Annotated in this window: 17 protein-coding genes; 6 read left to right on the plus strand and 11 right to left on the minus strand. The window is 72.3% G+C overall.

The genetic code is table 11. The features are described 5' to 3' along the window. The first annotated feature begins 7 nt into the window (after positions 1-7). A complete protein-coding gene (locus ABT025_RS05900) occupies positions 8-766 on the plus strand; it encodes an SDR family NAD(P)-dependent oxidoreductase (RefSeq protein ID WP_350990305.1) in 759 nt (252 codons plus the stop codon). A 64-nt stretch (positions 767-830) separates the two neighbouring features. Here the strand turns inward: ABT025_RS05900 and ABT025_RS05905 are convergent, their stop codons facing one another. Next, positions 831-1,283, minus strand: coding sequence for a DUF5707 domain-containing protein (locus tag ABT025_RS05905; RefSeq protein WP_350990307.1), 453 nt, complete (start codon positions 1,281-1,283; stop codon positions 831-833). 345 nt (positions 1,284-1,628) lie between these two features. On the opposite strand from ABT025_RS05905, the gene ABT025_RS05910 reads away from it, so the two are divergent. The 3 genes from ABT025_RS05910 to ABT025_RS05920 all read left to right on the plus strand — a co-directional run bounded on the left by ABT025_RS05910 (position 1,629) and on the right by ABT025_RS05920 (position 5,042). Further along, a complete protein-coding gene (locus ABT025_RS05910) occupies positions 1,629-3,971 on the plus strand; it encodes a histidine kinase (RefSeq protein ID WP_350990309.1) in 2,343 nt (780 codons plus the stop codon). Next, complete coding sequence (locus ABT025_RS05915) at positions 3,968-4,651, plus strand: response regulator (RefSeq protein WP_350990311.1); 684 nt, start codon at positions 3,968-3,970, stop codon at positions 4,649-4,651. Before ABT025_RS05910 ends, ABT025_RS05915 begins: the two co-directional genes overlap by 4 nt. Positions 4,652-4,718: 67 nt before the next feature. Beyond that, positions 4,719-5,042: an SCO4225 family membrane protein gene (locus ABT025_RS05920; RefSeq protein ID WP_350990313.1), complete on the plus strand. Its 324-nt coding sequence runs from the start codon at positions 4,719-4,721 to the stop codon at positions 5,040-5,042. 35 nt (positions 5,043-5,077) lie between these two features. On the opposite strand, the gene ABT025_RS05925 is transcribed toward ABT025_RS05920, so the two are convergent. The 4 genes from ABT025_RS05925 to ABT025_RS05940 form a co-directional block, all read right to left on the minus strand. Beyond that, positions 5,078-6,331 (minus strand): LPXTG cell wall anchor domain-containing protein, encoded by a 1,254-nt coding sequence (locus ABT025_RS05925; protein WP_350990315.1) that lies wholly within the window; start codon positions 6,329-6,331, stop codon positions 5,078-5,080. 755 nt (positions 6,332-7,086) lie between these two features. After that, on the minus strand, positions 7,087-7,287 hold the full coding sequence (locus tag ABT025_RS05930; protein WP_350990317.1) for a hypothetical protein: 201 nt from the start codon (positions 7,285-7,287) through the stop codon (positions 7,087-7,089). A gap of 39 nt (positions 7,288-7,326) precedes the next feature. After that, positions 7,327-7,914 carry a DUF1700 domain-containing protein gene (locus tag ABT025_RS05935; protein ID WP_350990319.1) on the minus strand — a complete coding sequence of 196 codons (588 nt, stop codon included), beginning with the start codon at positions 7,912-7,914 and terminating at the stop codon, positions 7,327-7,329. Continuing rightward, a complete protein-coding gene (locus ABT025_RS05940; protein WP_350990321.1) occupies positions 7,901-8,314 on the minus strand; it encodes a PadR family transcriptional regulator in 414 nt (137 codons plus the stop codon). Before ABT025_RS05940 ends, ABT025_RS05935 begins: the two co-directional genes overlap by 14 nt. A gap of 186 nt (positions 8,315-8,500) precedes the next feature. On the opposite strand from ABT025_RS05940, the gene ABT025_RS05945 reads away from it, so the two are divergent. After that, positions 8,501-9,826: an ammonium transporter gene (locus ABT025_RS05945; protein WP_350990325.1), complete on the plus strand. Its 1,326-nt coding sequence runs from the start codon at positions 8,501-8,503 to the stop codon at positions 9,824-9,826. Further along, entirely contained in the window at positions 9,823-10,161 is a 339-nt protein-coding gene (locus ABT025_RS05950) for a P-II family nitrogen regulator (protein ID WP_350990327.1), read from the plus strand. Before ABT025_RS05945 ends, ABT025_RS05950 begins: the two co-directional genes overlap by 4 nt. Before the next feature lie 99 nt (positions 10,162-10,260). Here the strand turns inward: ABT025_RS05950 and ABT025_RS05955 are convergent, their stop codons facing one another. The 6 genes from ABT025_RS05955 to ABT025_RS05980 all read right to left on the minus strand — a co-directional run bounded on the left by ABT025_RS05955 (position 10,261) and on the right by ABT025_RS05980 (position 16,401). Beyond that, a complete protein-coding gene (locus ABT025_RS05955; protein ID WP_350990329.1) occupies positions 10,261-10,743 on the minus strand; it encodes a GDSL-type esterase/lipase family protein in 483 nt (160 codons plus the stop codon). Between the two features lie 32 nt (positions 10,744-10,775). Then, a complete protein-coding gene (locus ABT025_RS05960) occupies positions 10,776-11,432 on the minus strand; it encodes a response regulator (protein WP_350990331.1) in 657 nt (218 codons plus the stop codon). Between the two features lies 1 nt (position 11,433). After that, positions 11,434-12,621 carry a sensor histidine kinase gene (locus ABT025_RS05965; protein ID WP_350990332.1) on the minus strand — a complete coding sequence of 396 codons (1,188 nt, stop codon included), beginning with the start codon at positions 12,619-12,621 and terminating at the stop codon, positions 11,434-11,436. Positions 12,622-12,626: 5 nt separating this feature from the next. Then, positions 12,627-14,846 carry an MMPL family transporter gene (locus tag ABT025_RS05970; protein WP_350990334.1) on the minus strand — a complete coding sequence of 740 codons (2,220 nt, stop codon included), beginning with the start codon at positions 14,844-14,846 and terminating at the stop codon, positions 12,627-12,629. Between the two features lie 138 nt (positions 14,847-14,984). Continuing rightward, positions 14,985-15,578: a GNAT family N-acetyltransferase gene (locus ABT025_RS05975; RefSeq protein WP_350990336.1), complete on the minus strand. Its 594-nt coding sequence runs from the start codon at positions 15,576-15,578 to the stop codon at positions 14,985-14,987. Positions 15,579-15,636: 58 nt separating this feature from the next. Next, the gene (locus ABT025_RS05980) at positions 15,637-16,401 is read right to left on the minus strand and encodes a peptidoglycan recognition protein family protein (RefSeq protein WP_350990338.1); all 765 of its coding nucleotides are present in this window, start codon (positions 16,399-16,401) and stop codon (positions 15,637-15,639) included. Positions 16,402-16,415 lie beyond the last annotated feature (14 nt).

Below are 16,415 nucleotides of genomic sequence, written 5' to 3' on the forward strand. Positions count from 1 at the left end.
TCTCGACATGCAGCACTTCGCTGGAAAGACCGTGCTCGTCACGGGCGCGGGATCCGGTCTCGGCCGCGCCATCGCGCTCGCCTTCGCCGCCGAGGGCGCGTCCGTGGTCGCCGCGGGTCGCACCGCGGCCTCCCTGGAAGAGACGGCCGCCCTCATCGAGGCGGCCGGCGGCACGGCTGCCGCCATCACCGCCGACGTCACCGACTCCGGTCTGCTCCGCGACCTCGTACACGCCACTGTCACCCGGTTCGGGAGCCTCGACATCGCGGTCAACAACGCCGGGATACTCCGCGGCACCGTGCCGGCCGCCGAGATCGGCGAGGAGGACTGGGACGCGGTACTGCGGACCAACGTCACCGGTGTCTGGCTGGCCATGAAGCACCAGATCGCGCACATGAAGGACAACGGCGGCGGAGTCATCGTCAACATCTCCTCCAACCTGGGCGCACACCTGCGGATCCCGAACGCCGCCGCGTACATCACCTCGAAGGCGGCGGTCTCCGCACTGACCCGTGCCGCCGCTCTCGACCACATCCACCAGGGCATCCGCATCAACGCGGTCAGCCCGGGCGCCTGTGCCGCTCCCATGTCGCTCCGGCCCGGCGAGACCGAGGCCGACCGTACCGAGCGGGTGAAGTCGGAGAACCCGCTCGGCCGGGTCGCGTCGGCCGAGGAAGTGGCGGCCGCCGTGCTCCACCTCGCCTCGCCCATGGCAGGCGCGATGGTCGGCACCGACCTGGTGATCGACAGCGGCTCGTCGGCCTGACGGTGCCCGGCCGGTGGCGAGCACCCGCAGGGGGCTTCCCCTCGACACCGGCCGCGGTGGCGGGTCAGCCGCTGATGTCGACGGAGGCGGCGTGGGGCAGGAACAGGGTGTCGCCGTCCTCGGCCGTCGCGAGGGCCGAGATGTGCCAGGTCCCCCGGTCCAGTTCGGCGGCCTCCTTCTTCGTCACCGTCAGCCGGTAGGTGCACCGGGAGGTCTCGTCCGAGAGGCTCCGGCAGGTGGCGTCGTCCACCTCGCGGAGCTCCGCCTCCGTGGGGTCGAGCTTCGAACTCGCGGGCCACGCTATGACCTTCAGGCCTCGGACGCCCGAGTCGTCGCTCACCTTCGCGGTGAAGGTGAACATGCCCGCGACGGTGTCGGTCGGGGCGGTGTATCGGACCGAGCCGTCCTTCAGGACGGGCTTCGAGTCGGCCGCTGAGGCCATGGCGAAGCTGCCGGCGGCCACCGCGCCGATGGCGACGGCACCGATGAGGGACGGGACGAGAACGCGCTTGGACATGGGAGATCCCCCTGGATCGTGGATGAGGAGCGGGCTCGGTGCCCGCAGGCCGTGGTCGGATTGCGATGCGGCACAACGTGTGGAACAACCGCGGTGGAAAGGGTGAGAGGCCGGCTGCGGATTCCTTGGCGGATCCGTCGGCGGGCCGCTTTCCCGATGTGATCGAGACTAGGGGCCCGAGCGTGGCGCGGGCCTCGGGCGCCGGGATGACCGCACCGTCCAACCAGAGGTAGAGGAGAGCCCCCGGAGTCGTCCTCGACCCGCGTCTGCACCTCAGGTAAGAGACCCGAATCCACCTTCAGCCGGAGCCGGTCCGTCGGGGTGCGGCCCTAGCCTTTACCTGTCATGAAACGAACCGACGACCGGCTGATCCCGGTGCTGCTGATCTGCGTCCAGGCCCTGGTGTGGCCGGGGGCCGCACTGCTGCGCGGGGACCTTCCGTCCTCGTCCGACCTCCTCGTGGCTGTCCTGGTCGCCGGACCGGTGACGGCCGCGCTCGCCCTGCGCCGCGACCGGCCGGTGGCCACCCTCGTCCTGACCGCTGCCGCCTGCGCGCTGGGGGCCGGCCCGCTGCCCGCCGGGGCGATGGCGGTGCTCGGGACCGCGGGCGTCGCGCTGGCCCTGTTCACGGTGGCGGTCGAGCGCGACACCTTCACCGCCGTGCTGTGCGTGGTGGCGCTCGCCCTCTGGCAGTTGCTCCAGGGACTGAGCCTGCACGGACTGCGCGAGGGTGACGGACTCGACCTGGTACTCACCGCCCTGATGTATGCCGCCGCCTGCGGTGGCGGCCTGCTGGTACGGCGGAACCACCGTGCGCGACGGACGGCCGAGCAACGGCTGAAGCGGGCCGAGACCGAACGGCACCGGCTCCCCGCAGCCGAACGGCAGCGTATGGAAAGGGAGTTGCACGATGTCAGCGCCCACCACCTGACGGCCGTGGTGGTCACGGTGGGCGCGGCGGTCGGACTGCGCGACCGCCGTCCCGAACTCGCCGCCGAAGCCGCCCGGTTCGCGGTGGAGACCGGCCACGAGGTCACCCGGGCGCTCGGCTCGGTACGGGCACCCGCACCCTCGCGCACGCAGCAGCCCTCACCGCGGGAGCGGCTGCTCGACCTGGTCGCGGGGGTCCGCAGGCTCGGGCAGCAGGTGGACTGCGAGATCGACGCCCTGCCGGACGGCAGCGTCGCGGACGCGGCGTACGGCATCGTGCGCGAGGCGCTGACCAACGTGGCACGGTACGCCCCCGGCGCCCGCACCAGCGTGCTGTGCCGGTACGGCGACACCCGTACGGATGTCGTGGTCACGAGCGGGGCACCCCTGCCCGGCACGGTGGCGCACGGCGCGGGCCTCGGCGGGGGACGCGGCCAGGGCCTCCTGCGGTCCCGGGCTCGGGAGGCGGGCGGCACCCTGACCACCGGACCGACCGCGGAGGGCGGCTGGGAGGTGCGCGCGGTGCTGCCCGGACGGGGCACCGCCACGGCGGAGCCGTCCGTACCGCGCAGCTACCGGGCGGCGCAGGTGACGGCTGCCGTCGGCCTCGTCGTGCAACCCCTGCTGCCGGTGCTCGTCATCAGGGCCGAGACCGCGTCGCCCGGTGCGCAGGTGTCCGCGGGTGTGTTCTTCGCGTTGCTGGCCGCGGCCCAGGCGGTCACGCTCCTGTGGCTGCGCCGGGCGCCGCGTACCGCTCAGGGCGTCCTGTGCGCTCTGGCCCTGCTCTGGCCGGTGGCGACGGCCCTGGGTGACTACTCAGGACCGGTCGTCCTCCCGCCGGCGTTGAGCCTGCTCGCCACCTGCGTGGCGCTCGCCGGGGCGGCGGCCGGCACCGCCGGCGGCCGCCCCCGCCCTCTCCTGCCGGTCGTGGCCGTGGCGGTGCACGTGGTGGCCGCGACCGCCGTCGTCCTGCAACGGGGCACGGCGCTTCCCCTCTGGGCGGTCGCCGCACTGTCCGCGGCCGGGGTGACGTCGGCCGTCTGCGCGGCCCTGTGGGCCGGAACCCTGCGCGGGCGGCGGGACCTGGCCGCCCGCAGCGCGCGGGAGGAACGGCTCGCGGGCTGGACCGGAGAGGCCGTCCGGGACGCGTGGGGCGAGCGCCGCCGGATCGCCGCCGGGCTGGAGACCACCGTCCTGGCGCGCACCGCCGACATGGTCGTGGAGGCGCAGGCGGGGCGGCTCGAGGCGACGGCGGAACGCGCCCGTGAGGCCCTGGCCGCGATGCGCGCCCTCCTCGACACGGCCCGCGAGGGCGAGCCCGGGCAGCAACTGCGCCCACAGCCCACGCTCCAGGCTCTGGATCTGCTCGCCCGCCAGTGCCGGGCCACCGGCCGCGAGGTGGAGATACGGCTGACCGACCGCGTGCCGGAACGCCTGCCCACCGCTGTGGACCTGGCCGCCTACTACGCCGTCGAGACGGTACTGGCCGCAGGCGGCGAGGAGTCGGCCGTGATCGAAATCGACGCACTCGACGGTACGTTGATCCTCACCGCCACGGGGGTGTCGCGTGCCGTCCACCCCGCCGTGCGGGAACGGCTGGCTGCACGGGTCGCGACCCTCGACGGCACCGTCACCACCCGGCCGGCAGGCACGGTCGGCCTCCGGCTGCCCATTGCTCCGAGCCCGGCGGCCCGGGCCGCCGCGGACACACCACCGGCCGTCGCCGAGCAGGGCGACGGGGAGCAGAGGACGCCATGAGCATCAGCGTGCTGGTCGCCGACGACCAGGGCATCGTACGGGCGGGGTTCGCCGCCGTGATCGACGCCGAGGAGGACATGAGGGTCGTCGCCGAGGCCGCCGACGGCGCCGAGGCGGTGCGGCTCGCCCAGGAACTCGTACCCGACGTGGTCGTCATGGACGTCCGGATGCCGGAACTGGACGGGATCGCGGCCACCCGCATCATCACCGGCCACCAGGGCGCGCCCCGTGTCCTGGTGCTGACCACCTTCGACCTCGACGCGTACGTCTTCGACGCCCTGCGCTCCGGGGCGTCCGGCTTCCTGCTCAAGGACGTGCACGCCGCCGAACTGCTCGACGGCATCCGGGTGGTGGCCGCCGGCGAGAGCGTGCTCTCGCCGTCCGCGACCCGACGCCTCATCGGCCACTACGCCTCCGCGGCGGGCACCGGGCCCGGCTCCGGAAGTCCTGTGACCGAGCTGGACAGCCTGACCGGGCGCGAACGCGACGTCCTGGCCCTGGTCGCGTCCGGACTCACCAACGCGGAGATCGCCGACCGGCTCGGCATCACCGTCGGCACCGTGAAATCCCATGTGAACGCGCTGCTGCGCAAGCTCGGGCTGCGGGACCGGGTACAGGCCACGATTCTCGCCTACGACCTCGGCCTCGCCCGCCCGAACCCGCCCGGCCCCCACCGATAGCCAGCCACTTCGGATCACGCCCGGATCATCTCCGGAGGTGATCCGGACGACCGAGGAGTCCACCGCCATGCCCGCTGCCTCCGCCCGGCCCCCCGCCCGCCGCCCGCGCCTCGCCACCGGCGACGTCATCGCCCTCGTCTACCTCGTGGTCTGCGCCGCCCTGCTCGTCTGGGCGTTCGTGGTGTCCGCCGGTGACGACTCCGGCGAATCGATGGCGGGAGTCATCCCGCTGCTCGCGACTGCTCCGGCCAGCCTGGTCCTGCTGATGCTGCCCGGAGGCACCGTGGTGATCGTCGCCGCTGTCGCCGTCGGCGCCCTGGCCAACGCCGCGGTCATCCGGTGGTGCGGCCGCGCGCTGCGGCGCGGTGCCAAGCAGGACCCTGCGCCCTGAAGCCGGGATGCCCGTTCGGCATCCCGGCCCGTGCGTCAGACGCGGGAGCCCGCCCTGCGGCGGCGTACGGCGAACATCGCACCCGCGCCGACCGCCACGGCCGCACCGCCCGCCAGGGCGAACTGCGACGTCGCGGAGGACGAGCCCGTGGCGGCGAGGCTGCCGTCCACGGGACCGGCCGACGTGCCGCTCTGCGGCGTGAGGCCCGAGGTGTCCGGCCCGGTCGTACCCGGCTCGGCGTGGCCGGGCTCGGCGTCGTCGCCCTTGCCGGGCTTGCTTCCCGCAGGTGCGATCACGAAGTCGGGCCCGCGGGTGTTCGCGGTCGTGCCGCAGGTGCCGTCGGCGTTCCAGTAGCTGCCGGAGACGAGGGTGGCACCGTTGCCCGCGGGTGCCGAGGCGTCGATCGTGAAGCGCATCCTGACGTCGGCGTGGGCGCCGGCCTTCAGCGGGCTGATCTTCTCCATGTAGTGCTCGACGTCCACGTTCTTCCACGTCGAGGTGGCGGCGGACCACCGCTGAAGGTGCACGAGATGGTCGAGGGGTTTGTGCCCGCTCCGGGACGTCGCGCGGATGTAGACGGACGGAAACAGCCGATCCATCGCCTTGCCGGTGCCGTTGGTCACCCGGAACGTGAAGTCGACCCTCTTGCCGGCGACGACCGTGGACGGCACACCCGTGATGACCGCGGTGAGCTCGGTCTCGGAGACGCAGGTGTCCAAGTAGTCGCCGCCGTGGAGCTCCTCCTTCGCCTCGGCCAGCGCCTCGTCGGCGGCGGTCCTGGCTGCGAGCGCCTCCTTGGTGACCTCCCGTGCCACGGACAGCGCCCTGGCCGCGCCGACCCGCTCGTCGTCATGCGCTTCGTCGGCCTCCACCGCCTTGGCATCGGCGGCGGTCTTGGCCTCGGCGGCGGCTGCGGCTGCGGCTTCCGCCTCGGCGAGAGTCGTCGCCGCGGCGGCCTTCTCCGCATCCGTTGCCGTCTCCGGGAGACCGTCGACCGCCGCTTCGGCGTCGGCGGCCGCCCGGTCGGCCTCGGTCTTCGCGGTGGCGGCGTCGGTCGCCGCGGCCTTGGCGGCCTTCGCCGCCAGGGCCAGAGGAGTGGTGTCGGACATGAGCACCTTCAGAGCCGCCAAGGTGTCGGCCTCGGCTGCCACGGCGTTGTCGTACGCCGTCTTCGCCGCGGCGGCGGCCTTCTCCAACTCCGCGACGGACGGCTTGTGCTGGGTCTGCGCCGTCGGCTTGTCGGCGGCGAACGCGGGAGCGACCGACAACAGGAGAGCGGGCGTGGTCACTGCGGCGGCAACAGCTGTGGCAAGAATCCGGCGAATCTTCACAAGAGCCCTCCGGGGTCCGAAAGCGAGAAGAGGAGTCGCTGCGGAATGGGACACACAGAGGCGACTTGAGGCGATCGTATGACCGGAACGGCGATTGGCCCCCACACCTTCTTCACCGGATCCGGCCGACACCGGTTCATCGCGACGGACACACGAGACGAAAGGGCTCAGTTGCTTTCCCTGCCGAAGCTTTCACTGTGAGGAAGGCCACATGCCGCCACTGTGAGCGTCTCGTGCCATGCCGCTCACAGCGGCGAGGTGTCACCCGTGGCCGTCGAGGCGGGCGCGCAGCAGGTTGGGGTCGGTACCCGTGGTGCAAGCGGCGCTGAGCACATGGACGTTGCCGTGGCGCAGGCCGAGGGAGGTGGGCCCCGGAGTCCGTCGGCGACGGCTGGTGTGCCGTCGATGGCGGCCGGCAGGGCCGAGGTGGCCTCGGAGATCCGCTCGGGCCCCGGACGGACGGCGGGTCCGCCTCCTCTCGGTGCGCGGGCCGGGGCGTGCAGGTGGGCCCGTTCCGGCTCGTCCAGCCTCAGCGCACCGGCGAGCGCGTCGAGCACCTGGGGGGAGGCGTCGTGCGACAGCCCCTGTTGTCGAAGCGGGCCGCCTCGCGTGCCCCCGCGGCCGCGAAGACAGAAGACCCCTCCGTCCGACAGGGTGCCGTCTTCCCGTACACCGAGAGGCGGATGAGGCCGGCCGGCCCGGGTGTCGGAGACCTACGGCTGCCGCTCGTCGGCGGAGGGGACCAGTCCGTTCGGTGCGCCGAAACAGTCTGCGACCAGGCGCACTTCACCGGTGGACGGGTCGATGCGGTACACGTTGTCGGCGCCGAACCCGCTCTCCGCGCGGCAGCCCTCGTAGTCGCTGGTGATGCCGAAGTCCGGGTCGGAGAACCAGATCGAGCCGTCGGACTTCACTGGGCGACTGGGCTACTGGGCGACTGGGCAACTGGGCGACTACGAGCGGCGCCTGTCGCGCCACAGCGACCCGGCGCCCGCCAGCGTCAGGAGGAACACCAGGGCGACGAGCGTCCAGCGCGCCACCGGCTCCGCCGCGCTTCCGTGGTGGGGAACGGGGGAGAGGTACCAGGCGACGTGCGCGACGACCGGGACGATGATGGCCAGGGTCAGGCCGGTCCACTTCTGGGCCACCGTCCAGTGGCGGGCCCGGCACACGATCACGACGGCGGTGACCCTGGCCGCGAAGCCGATCCAGGTGAGGGCCATGGCTCCGAGGTACGGGAGCACATCGCCGACCACCAGGAGGGCGAGCGGCAGCCAGACCGGGGAGCGTCGGCGGCCGGGGCCGCGGGCCGGCACGCTCGCGGTCCCGCCGAGCTCCTGGAGCGCCGTCGCGGCGATGACGCGCGGGTCGCCCACCTCCCGCAGGATCTCGTGCACGTTGCCGGGCCGTTCGGCGAGCGCGACCTCTATGTGTTCGCCGAGGTCGGCGATGAGCTCCTGACGGGCCGCGGCCGGCAGCGTCGACGTCTCGCGTTCGACTGCCGCCAGATACTCGCGCGTCAGCGTTTCATCGGTCTTCAAGGTGGTGCCCTTCCTTATGCGCACCGAGCCCCTGGCCCGGCATGACGAGGTCGTCGACGGCGTGCCGGAATCCCGGCCAGACTGCGGCGAACCGGGCGAGCGCGGCATGACCGGCCTCCGAGAGCGCGTAGTAGCGCCGCGGCGGCCCGGACGTCGACTCCTGCCAGGTGGTGACGACGAACTCCTCCCGCCGCAGCCGCGACAGCAGGGGATAGACCGTGCCCTGGCCGGTCGCCAGAGCGCCCGTCGCCTCCAGTTCGCGGACCAGCTGGACCCCGTACTTCGGCTCGTCCCGCATCAGCGCGAGCACGCAGTACTCCAACACCCCTTTGAGCAGCTGGCTTTCGATCCTGCCCGTGGTCGGGTCGCCCGCCTGACCACTTGCCTTACCGGGTTCCATGCATAGCAAGGTAGCAGACGGGAGTGGTGCGCCCACCGGTCCTTCACATCTCTCCCGCACCGGTGAGACTTCAGCAACCTCCGCGCAATGAAATGCGCCGGAAACATCCGGGTCCCAGTTACGAAACGCGCACCGGTCACGCTCTCAGACGCCCGCACCGCACGCGCCCCGAGGAGGGACTCCCCCGTGACCCCCGTGACCGTGGCCGCGGCCGGTATCGACACAGGTGACACCGCCTGGCTGCTCGCCGCCACCGCACTCGTCCTGCTGATGACTCCCGGGCTCGCACTCTTCTACGGCGGCATGGTCCGGACGAAGAACGTACTCAACATGCTGATGATGAGCTTCGTCTCGATCGCTCTCGTCACCGTCGTCTGGCTGCTCGCCGGGTACTCGCTGGCCTTCGGGGACGATGCGTACGGCGGGCTCGTCGGGGACCTGCGGCACGTGGGCATGGCCGGGATCGGGCCCGACACCGTGACCGGCAGCGTGCCGACCCTGCTGTTCACCACGTTTCAGCTGACCTTCGCGATCGTCACCGCAGCACTGATCAGCGGGGCGATCGCGGACCGTACGAAGTTCGCCGCCTGGCTGGTCCTCGTGCCGGTGTGGACGCTGCTCGTCTACGCCCCCGTCGCCCACTGGGTATGGGGTCCGGGCGGCTGGATCAAGGACTCGCTGGGCGCACTCGACTTCGCCGGCGGGCTGGTCGTGGAGATCGCGTCCGGGGCGTCCGGGCTGGCGCTCGCGCTCGTCGTGGGGCCGCGCATCGGGTTCAGGAAGGACGCGATGCGCCCGCACAACCTGCCCATGGTGATGCTCGGTGCCGGGCTGCTCTGGTTCGGCTGGCTCGGCTTCAACGGCGGTTCCGCGCTCGGCGCCAACGGTCTGGCGGCCGCCTCGGTCCTCAACACCCTGGTCGCCGGGTGCACCGGGCTGCTCGGCTGGCTCTTCGTCGAGCAGAAGCGCGACGGCCACCCCACCACGTTCGGCGCCGCCTCGGGCGCGGTCGCAGGACTGGTCGCGATCACCCCGGCCTGCGGCACCGTCGGCATCCTGGGCGGCGCCGCCGTCGGCCTCACCGCGGGTGTCGTCTGCTCGTACGCCGTCGCCTGGAAGTTCCGGTTCGGCTACGACGACTCGCTGGACGTCGTCGGCGTGCACTTCGTCGGCGGCATCGTCGGCACACTGCTCATCGGCCTGTTCGCGACGGCCACGATGACCGGCGGCGCGGAAGGGCTGCTGTACGGAGGCGGGTTCGGCCAGCTCTCCCGGCAGGCCGTCGCCGTACTGGCCGTGGCGGCCTACACCTTCCTCATGACGTACGGGATCGGCAAGGCCGTCGACCGGTTCATGGGACTTCGTGCCTCCGCGGACGAGGAGCTCACCGGCCTGGACCAGACACTGCACGCGGAGAGCGCCTACGATCACGGCGCCCTGGGTCACGGCGCTCCGCAGGCCGTGGCCGCCCGGCCGACGCCGCTCTCCAAGGACAGGAACTCCGCCCCATGAAGCTCATCACCGCCATCGTCAGACCGCACCGCCTCGACGAGGTGAAGACCGCGCTGCGGGAGCTCGGCGTGCAGGGGCTCACCGTCACCGAGGCCAGTGGCTACGGGCGTCAGCACGGCCACACCGAGGTGTACCGGGGCGCCGAGTACCGGGTCGACCTGGTCCCCAAGGTCCGGATCGAGGTCGTCGTCGCCGACCCGGACGCGGATGCGGTCATCGACGGGATCGTGCGCGCCGCCCGCACCGACCGGATCGGCGACGGCAAGGTGTGGATGCAGCCGGTCGAAACGGTGGTGCGGGTCCGCACGGGCGAGCGGGGCCCGGACGCGCTGTAGGCGGAGCCGTCAGCGCAGTCAGGCAGGTCAACACAGCCGGTGCAGCCGGTGCAGCCGGTGCGGTCAGCACACTCGGCGCAGTCAGCGCAGTCAGCGCAGTCAGCGCAGTCGGCGCAGGATCTTCAGCGGCACCGCCTCCGCCATCGCCTCGGCGCCCGCGTCGTTCGGGTGGAGATGGTCGCCGCTGTCGTAACGGGCCCGGAGACGCTGCGGGTCGGACGGGTCGCGCAAGGCCTTGTCGAAGTCGACCACTCCGTCGTACTCGCCGCTGGTCCTCAGCCAGTGGTTGAAGGTCGTGCGTGCGGCCTCGTCGGCCGGGGAGCAGAAGCCGAGCGTGTCGCCCTTGAACGGCAGGATCGTGCCGCCGTACGCCTTCAGCCCGCGCTCGTGGGCCCGGGCGATCAGCCGGCGGTGCGCGTCGATCAGGTCCGCCGCCGACACCCGTTCCGACTCCGGGGCCACCGTGCCCGGGTGGCCGAGATCGTTCACGCCGAGGAGCACGATGAGATGGCCCGCTCCCGGCTGGGCGGCCACGTCGCGGTCGAAGCGGCTCTCCGAGTCGGACACCACCGGGGCCGACATGGGCGAACCCCGTCGGCGGGGCCGCCCAGGTTCTAACGTCCTTGCAGCAGACCCGCGTTCATGGCCACCACCACGGCGCGCGTGCGGTCGTTGACGTCGAGTTTGGCGAAGATCCGCAGCAGATGGGTCTTCACCGTGGCCTCGCCGATGAACAGCCGGCGGCCGATCTCCACGTTCGACAGCCCGTCCGCGACCGCCCGGAGCACCTCGGACTCGCGGGCGGTCAGGGTGACGGGCTCCGGGCAGCGCAACCTCGCCACCAGGCGTTGCGCGACCCGCGGGGCCAGGACCGTCTCGCCCCGCGACGCCGAGTGGATCGCATCCACCAACTGCTCGCGGGTGGCGTCCTTGAGCAGATAGCCGGTGGCGCCCGCCTCGACGCCGCGCTCGATGTCCGCGTCGGTCTCGTACGTCGTCAGGATCAGCACCCGGGTGGGGGCCTCGCCCGCGACGATCTCCAAGGTGGCGCCCACCCCGTCCAGGACCGGCATCCGCAGGTCCAGCAGCGCCACATCGGGCCGGAGCCGTTCGACGAGGCGGACCGCCTCACGGCCGTCGCCCGCCTCGCCGACGATCTCGACGGTGGGTTCCGAGGACAGCAGCGCGACGAGTCCGGCGCGCATCACCGTGTGGTCGTCGGCCAGGATGATCCGCAGCGGTGGGGTGGCGGTGTTCGTGTCGGCTGTCATGTCACACCTGACCGTCGAAGGCGAGCGGGATGGTGGCGAGGATCCGGGTGCCGTCGCCGAGCGAACTGGTGACGGTGAGGCCGCCGCCGAACTCGGCGAGCCGTTTGCGCATGCCGTCCAGGCCGAAGCCGCGGGAGTCCTCGACGACGAACCCGCGGCCGTCGTCGGTGATCTCCAGCTCGACGGTGTCGGGTCCGTGCGCCAGGACCACGCCGACCGTGGTGGCCGCCGCGTGTTTACGGATGTTGGCCAGGGACTCCTGGGTGCAGCGCAGCAGCGCGATCCTCGTCGGCTGGTCGCACGGGATGTCGGCGAGGTCCGCCGACACGTCGAGCCCGGTGTCCTCGGTGAATCGGTCCAGCGTGCGGCGGAGCGTCGCGGCGACCGATCCGGGGGCCACGCCGCTGCTGGGGGCGGCGCCGACCAGGACCCGGGCCTCGGCGAGGTTCTCCCGGGCCGTCTGCTCGATGGACTGGAGCTGCTGGGCGCTGCGGTCGACGTCCACGGACAGCTGGGACCTGGCCGCCTCGGCGAGCACGATGATGGAGGCGAAGCCCTGGGCGAGGGTGTCGTGGATCTCCCGGGCGAGGCGTTCGCGTTCCTCCGCCGCGCCCTGGCGCTGGTAGACCTCCGCCAGTTCGAGCCGGGTGCTCTTCAACTCGGCGCGCAGAGCCGCTCGTTCGTCGCGCTGCGCCAACGCCCTGGGCGTCACCAGCGCCATCACGACGGCCACCGCCCAGACCCCCAGGGAGGAGAGGGTGTTCATGAGGAACACGTCCCCCTGCCCGCCCTCGCGCAGACTGCCGCCGAGGGTGATCGCCAGGGCGCCGAGGCCGCTGAACAGGATCGCGCCCCGAGGACTGTCCGCGAAGACGATGAACTGCGTGAGCGTCACGGCGTAGAAGACCCCGAAGCCGTCACCGAGGCCCGAGAGCAGCCCCAGCACGACGACGAGGACGCAGAGGTATCCGTATCCCCACGGCCGCCGGTCTCCCGGGTGCCTGCGCACCCGCACGCAGCAGAGGGCGAGCACGGCCGTCAGCGCGAGGATCCCGAGTTTGCGGTCCGTCGAGGTGCCGCCCGACATCGTGATCAGGGTGACCAGGGCGATCAGCCCCCAGGAGAAGACCTCCCACCCGTGGAGCACCCAGATCCAGACCGGGTCGCCGCGCTGCGGCCGTTGAAGCATGGCCGTCAGCCTACGTGGGGGACGGGCCGGCCGGCCGGGGCCGCAGCGGCACCGGCGCCCCTGCGGCGCGAGGGCCGCAGCGGACGCCAGGCCCGCTCACCGAGGAGGAGCAGGGCGGCGGGAAGGATCATCATCCGGATGACCACGGCGTCCAGCAGGACCGCCACCGCCAGGCAGAAGCCCATCTGCTTCATCTCGGTGAGGTGCAGGAAGACGAAGGCCGCGAAGATCGTGACCATGACCAGGGCCGCGCTGGTCACCACCTTGGCGGAGCGTGCGATGCCGTCGAGTACCGCCTCGCGGGCCGTCATCCCGTGCTCCATGGCCTCCTTGATCCGGCTGACGACGAAGACCTGGTAGTCCATCGACAGGCCGAAGAGGAGCACGAAGAGGAAGAGCGGCACCCTGGACGCGATGGCGCCGAGGGAGTCGAAGTCCAGCAGGCCCTCGGCCCATGTGCCCTGGAAAACCAGGACGAGTGCGCCGAGCGCGGCGGCGGCGGAGAGCAGGTTCAGTACGACTCCGAGCAGGCCGACGACGACCGAGCGGAACGCCACGGCGGTGGTCACGAAGGTGAGCAGCAGCAGGAATCCGATCACCAGCGGCAGTTTGCTCCGCTCGTGGTGCACGTAGTCCTGGCCGCGCGCCACATCACCACTGACCGCGATGTCCACGGCCGTCAACCCACCGACTGTGGAAGGGATGTAGCGGTTGCGCAGGTGGTCCAGCGAGGCGATCGCCTCGTCGGAGGGTGCCGGGTGCGGCACCGCCAGTTCCAGCACGCTGGTCCGGCCGTCGGCGGAGGTCCGCACCACGGGCTCGGCGGTGCGGGCGAAGAGCGGGTCCGCCTGGGCGGTACGGCCGAGCTCGGTCAGCGCCTGCCTGACCCGGGGCGCCCGGCCGGGGGTGCTCCGGGCCACCACCTCGTGCTTGACCAGGAGTTCGGGGAACGCGGCGGTCAGCCGGTCGTAGACCTGCATGGCCGGGATGGAGCGGGAGAAGGTGTCCTTGCCCGGGTCGATGAGCTTGAGGCCCAGAGCGGGCGCCGCCACGGCGAGCATGACCAGGACCGATACGCACAGGGTGATCGCGGGGTGGCGCTGCGCGGGTCGCATGAGCGCGCCGAAGATCCGGCCGTTCTCGGGCTTCGCCGCCTCCGTACGGGCCGGGGCACCGCGCTTCGCCCGGCGGGCGGCCTTCTTCGCGGCGCGGCGTTCGGCGCGGTGGCCGAGCTTCACGAGCAGTGCGGGCAGCACGGTGAGCGAGCTGAGGACGGCCACGGCGACGACGAGGACGGTTCCGGTCGCGAGCGAGGAGAAGATGACGTCGGTGGCCAGGTAGAGGGTGGCGGTGCAGACGATCACGGCGAGGCCGGAGACCACGACGGCCCGGCCCGCGGTCGCCGCCGCGAGTTCCACGAGCGCCTCGGAGCTGAGCCGGCCCGCCGCACGGGCCCGTTCCTCGCGTTCGCGCTTGAGGTAGAAGAGCGTGTAGTCGACGCCGACCGCGAGCCCCATGAGCAGGATCATGTTGGTCCCGACGCCGGGGTCGGGCATCAGGTGCGAGGCCAGGCCGGCCAGGCCCATCGTCGCGGCGATGGAGGAGAGCGCCAGCAGCAGGGGCACGCCCGCCATGACGACCGAGCCGAAGACGACCAGCAGGATGACGAGCGTCACCGGCAGGGAGAGGCGCTCGGACAGCGCGAGGTCCTCGCCGCGCTGGTCGTTGACGCCCTTGCTGATGGCGGGCGAGCCGGTCTCCTCCACGATCAGGTCCGGGTGGGCCTCGGCCACCTGCGCGGTCCGGTCGAGGAGCGGGACGACGTTCTTCCTGGCGTCGAGTTCGGCGCCCTTCATGACCACGGTCACGCGCAGGGCCGTGCCGTCCTTCGAGCGGACGGGCGGCGCCACGTCGGCCACCTCGGGCAGCGCGTCCATCCGGGCGGTGAGGTCGCGGGCCGCGGCGGTGGCCCGTTCCGTGTCCAGGGGGCCGGACCCGGCGCGGATCAGGACGTGTTCGGTGGGCCGGCGCTGGAGGCCGCCGTCGGTGGCCATCGACTCGGCGCGGCCCGCCTCGCCGACCCAGAAGTCCTCGGTGGTGGCGGGGTTGCTGCCGGTGGCGATGCCCGCGCCGAGGCACAGGAGCACGAAGACGAACCAGCCGACGATCGCGCGCCACGGGTGCCGGGCGCTCCAACGGGCCATACGTACAGGTCGCATTCTCATGCGTCCATGCTGGTTCGAGGGGCCCTTCACCCGGCAGCCCCGCCCGGTGGAACCCCGGGTCCACCGACCGGTGGACCCGGGCCCGGGGGCCTGCCCCCGTACGGACGCCGGCAGCCGGCCGCGCGGGACCGGCGAGGGTCAGAGACGCGCTTCCAGGCGCGCCTTCGCCTCGGGCCATTCGTCGGCGAGCAGTGAGAAGTAGACCGTGTCGCGCCAGGTGCCGTCGGGGCGGCGGCGGTGGCGCCGCAGCACCCCTTCGCGCCGGGCGCCGAGCCGGGCGATCGCTTCCTGAGAACGGGTGTTGAGGTGGTCCGTCTTCAACTGCACACGCCCCATTCCCAGTTCGTCGAAGGCGTGGCCGATCAGAAGCAGCTTCGTCTCGGTGTTGACGGCCGATCGCCAGTGGGCGCGGCCGTACCACGTCCATCCGATCTCCAGGCGTTCGTGGGCCGCGTCGACGTCCATGTAGGTGGTCCAGCCGACCGCCCGGCCACTCGCCCGGTGGATGACGGCGAACGGGACGTACACCCCGCGTCGCGCTGCTGCGAGCAGGTCCGTGAGCTTCGCGCCGAGCGCCTCCCGGGTCTGCGGGGCCGGTCCGCCCTGCCAGCGCCAGACCTCGTCGTCACCGCCGCCGGCGGCGAAGAGGTCGTCGAGATGGTCCTGGGACAGCGGCTCGACGCGGACGTGGCGGCCGGTCAGGGTCACGGGAAGCGGGGTCGTGGCAGGCATGGCGGCATGCTAACCCATTTTGAACTAGACAGAACAGCATTATGCACTAGTACGAACCTCAGGGAGGACTCTCCGCGTCCTCCGTGCCCGTCCGCGCCTCGCGCAGGGCCGCCGCCGCGGCCCGGATCGCGGGCAGCTGCGCGTACAGCGCCTCTCCGGGACAGTTGGTCTGGTAGGCGTCTCGGTGGCCCGAGATGACGTGCAGCACGGCCGCCTTGCCCTTCGGATACCTGCTCGCGTCGTTCGTCGAGACCAGCCGCACCGTGCCGCGCGGGTCCGACCCGGGCCGCAGCTTCCACGCGGCCACCTCGGCGAGGGCCTTGACGATGGCCTGCGGCACCTCGGCCCCGCGGCCGTAGTTGCCCAGCACGGCTATGCCGACGCTGTCGGCGTTGAAACCCGTGGTGTGCGCCCCGCGGACCTGCCGCGTGATGCCGCCGGCCCGGCCCTCGTAGATCGTCCCGCACCGGTCGACGAGGAAGTTGTAGCCGATGTCGTCCCAGCCGTTGCCCTTGATGTGGGACTCCTCGACCGCCCGCAGCATGCGTGGCACGTCGGCGCAGTCGTAGGTGTTGGACTCCCCCGTGTGATGGATGAAGACCGCCCGCACGGCGCCCGTGTAGACCGCGTGCTCCCGCACCATGCCCTCGTCCGCGTGCCAGCCCGCCCGGGTGACGATGGCGGGCTGCGGCACCCCGCGCGGCCGCTGGTGGACCGGGGTGTCCGGCGGGGGCAGCACGAGGCGCACCGGGGCGTCCCGCAGCATCAGAAGGGTGAGCGGGAGAACCGCGGCAGCCGGCCAGAGTCGGTGACGGAGCCACATGGGACCACCCTGCG

This window comes from Streptomyces sp. NPDC002809 (genome assembly GCF_040295435.1).
Classification (GTDB): Bacteria; Actinomycetota; Actinomycetes; order Streptomycetales; family Streptomycetaceae; genus Streptomyces.

Excerpts from the sequence above, each read along its gene's own strand:
- ABT025_RS05900 (WP_350990305.1), top strand. The coding sequence starts at position 8 with ATGCAGCACTTCGCTGGAAAGACCGTGCTCGTCACGGGCGCGGGATCC.
- ABT025_RS05905 (WP_350990307.1), bottom strand. The coding sequence starts at position 1,283 with ATGTCCAAGCGCGTTCTCGTCCCGTCCCTCATCGGTGCCGTCGCCATC.
- ABT025_RS05910 (WP_350990309.1), top strand. The coding sequence starts at position 1,629 with ATGAAACGAACCGACGACCGGCTGATCCCGGTGCTGCTGATCTGCGTC.
- ABT025_RS05915 (WP_350990311.1), top strand. The coding sequence starts at position 3,968 with ATGAGCATCAGCGTGCTGGTCGCCGACGACCAGGGCATCGTACGGGCG.
- ABT025_RS05920 (WP_350990313.1), top strand. The coding sequence starts at position 4,719 with ATGCCCGCTGCCTCCGCCCGGCCCCCCGCCCGCCGCCCGCGCCTCGCC.
- ABT025_RS05940 (WP_350990321.1), bottom strand. The coding sequence starts at position 8,314 with ATGGAACCCGGTAAGGCAAGTGGTCAGGCGGGCGACCCGACCACGGGC.
- ABT025_RS05950 (WP_350990327.1), top strand. The coding sequence starts at position 9,823 with ATGAAGCTCATCACCGCCATCGTCAGACCGCACCGCCTCGACGAGGTG.
- ABT025_RS05955 (WP_350990329.1), bottom strand. The coding sequence starts at position 10,743 with ATGTCGGCCCCGGTGGTGTCCGACTCGGAGAGCCGCTTCGACCGCGAC.
- ABT025_RS05960 (WP_350990331.1), bottom strand. The coding sequence starts at position 11,432 with ATGACAGCCGACACGAACACCGCCACCCCACCGCTGCGGATCATCCTG.
- ABT025_RS05965 (WP_350990332.1), bottom strand. The coding sequence starts at position 12,621 with ATGCTTCAACGGCCGCAGCGCGGCGACCCGGTCTGGATCTGGGTGCTC.
- ABT025_RS05970 (WP_350990334.1), bottom strand. The coding sequence starts at position 14,846 with ATGAGAATGCGACCTGTACGTATGGCCCGTTGGAGCGCCCGGCACCCG.
- ABT025_RS05975 (WP_350990336.1), bottom strand. The coding sequence starts at position 15,578 with ATGCCTGCCACGACCCCGCTTCCCGTGACCCTGACCGGCCGCCACGTC.
- ABT025_RS05980 (WP_350990338.1), bottom strand. The coding sequence starts at position 16,401 with ATGTGGCTCCGTCACCGACTCTGGCCGGCTGCCGCGGTTCTCCCGCTC.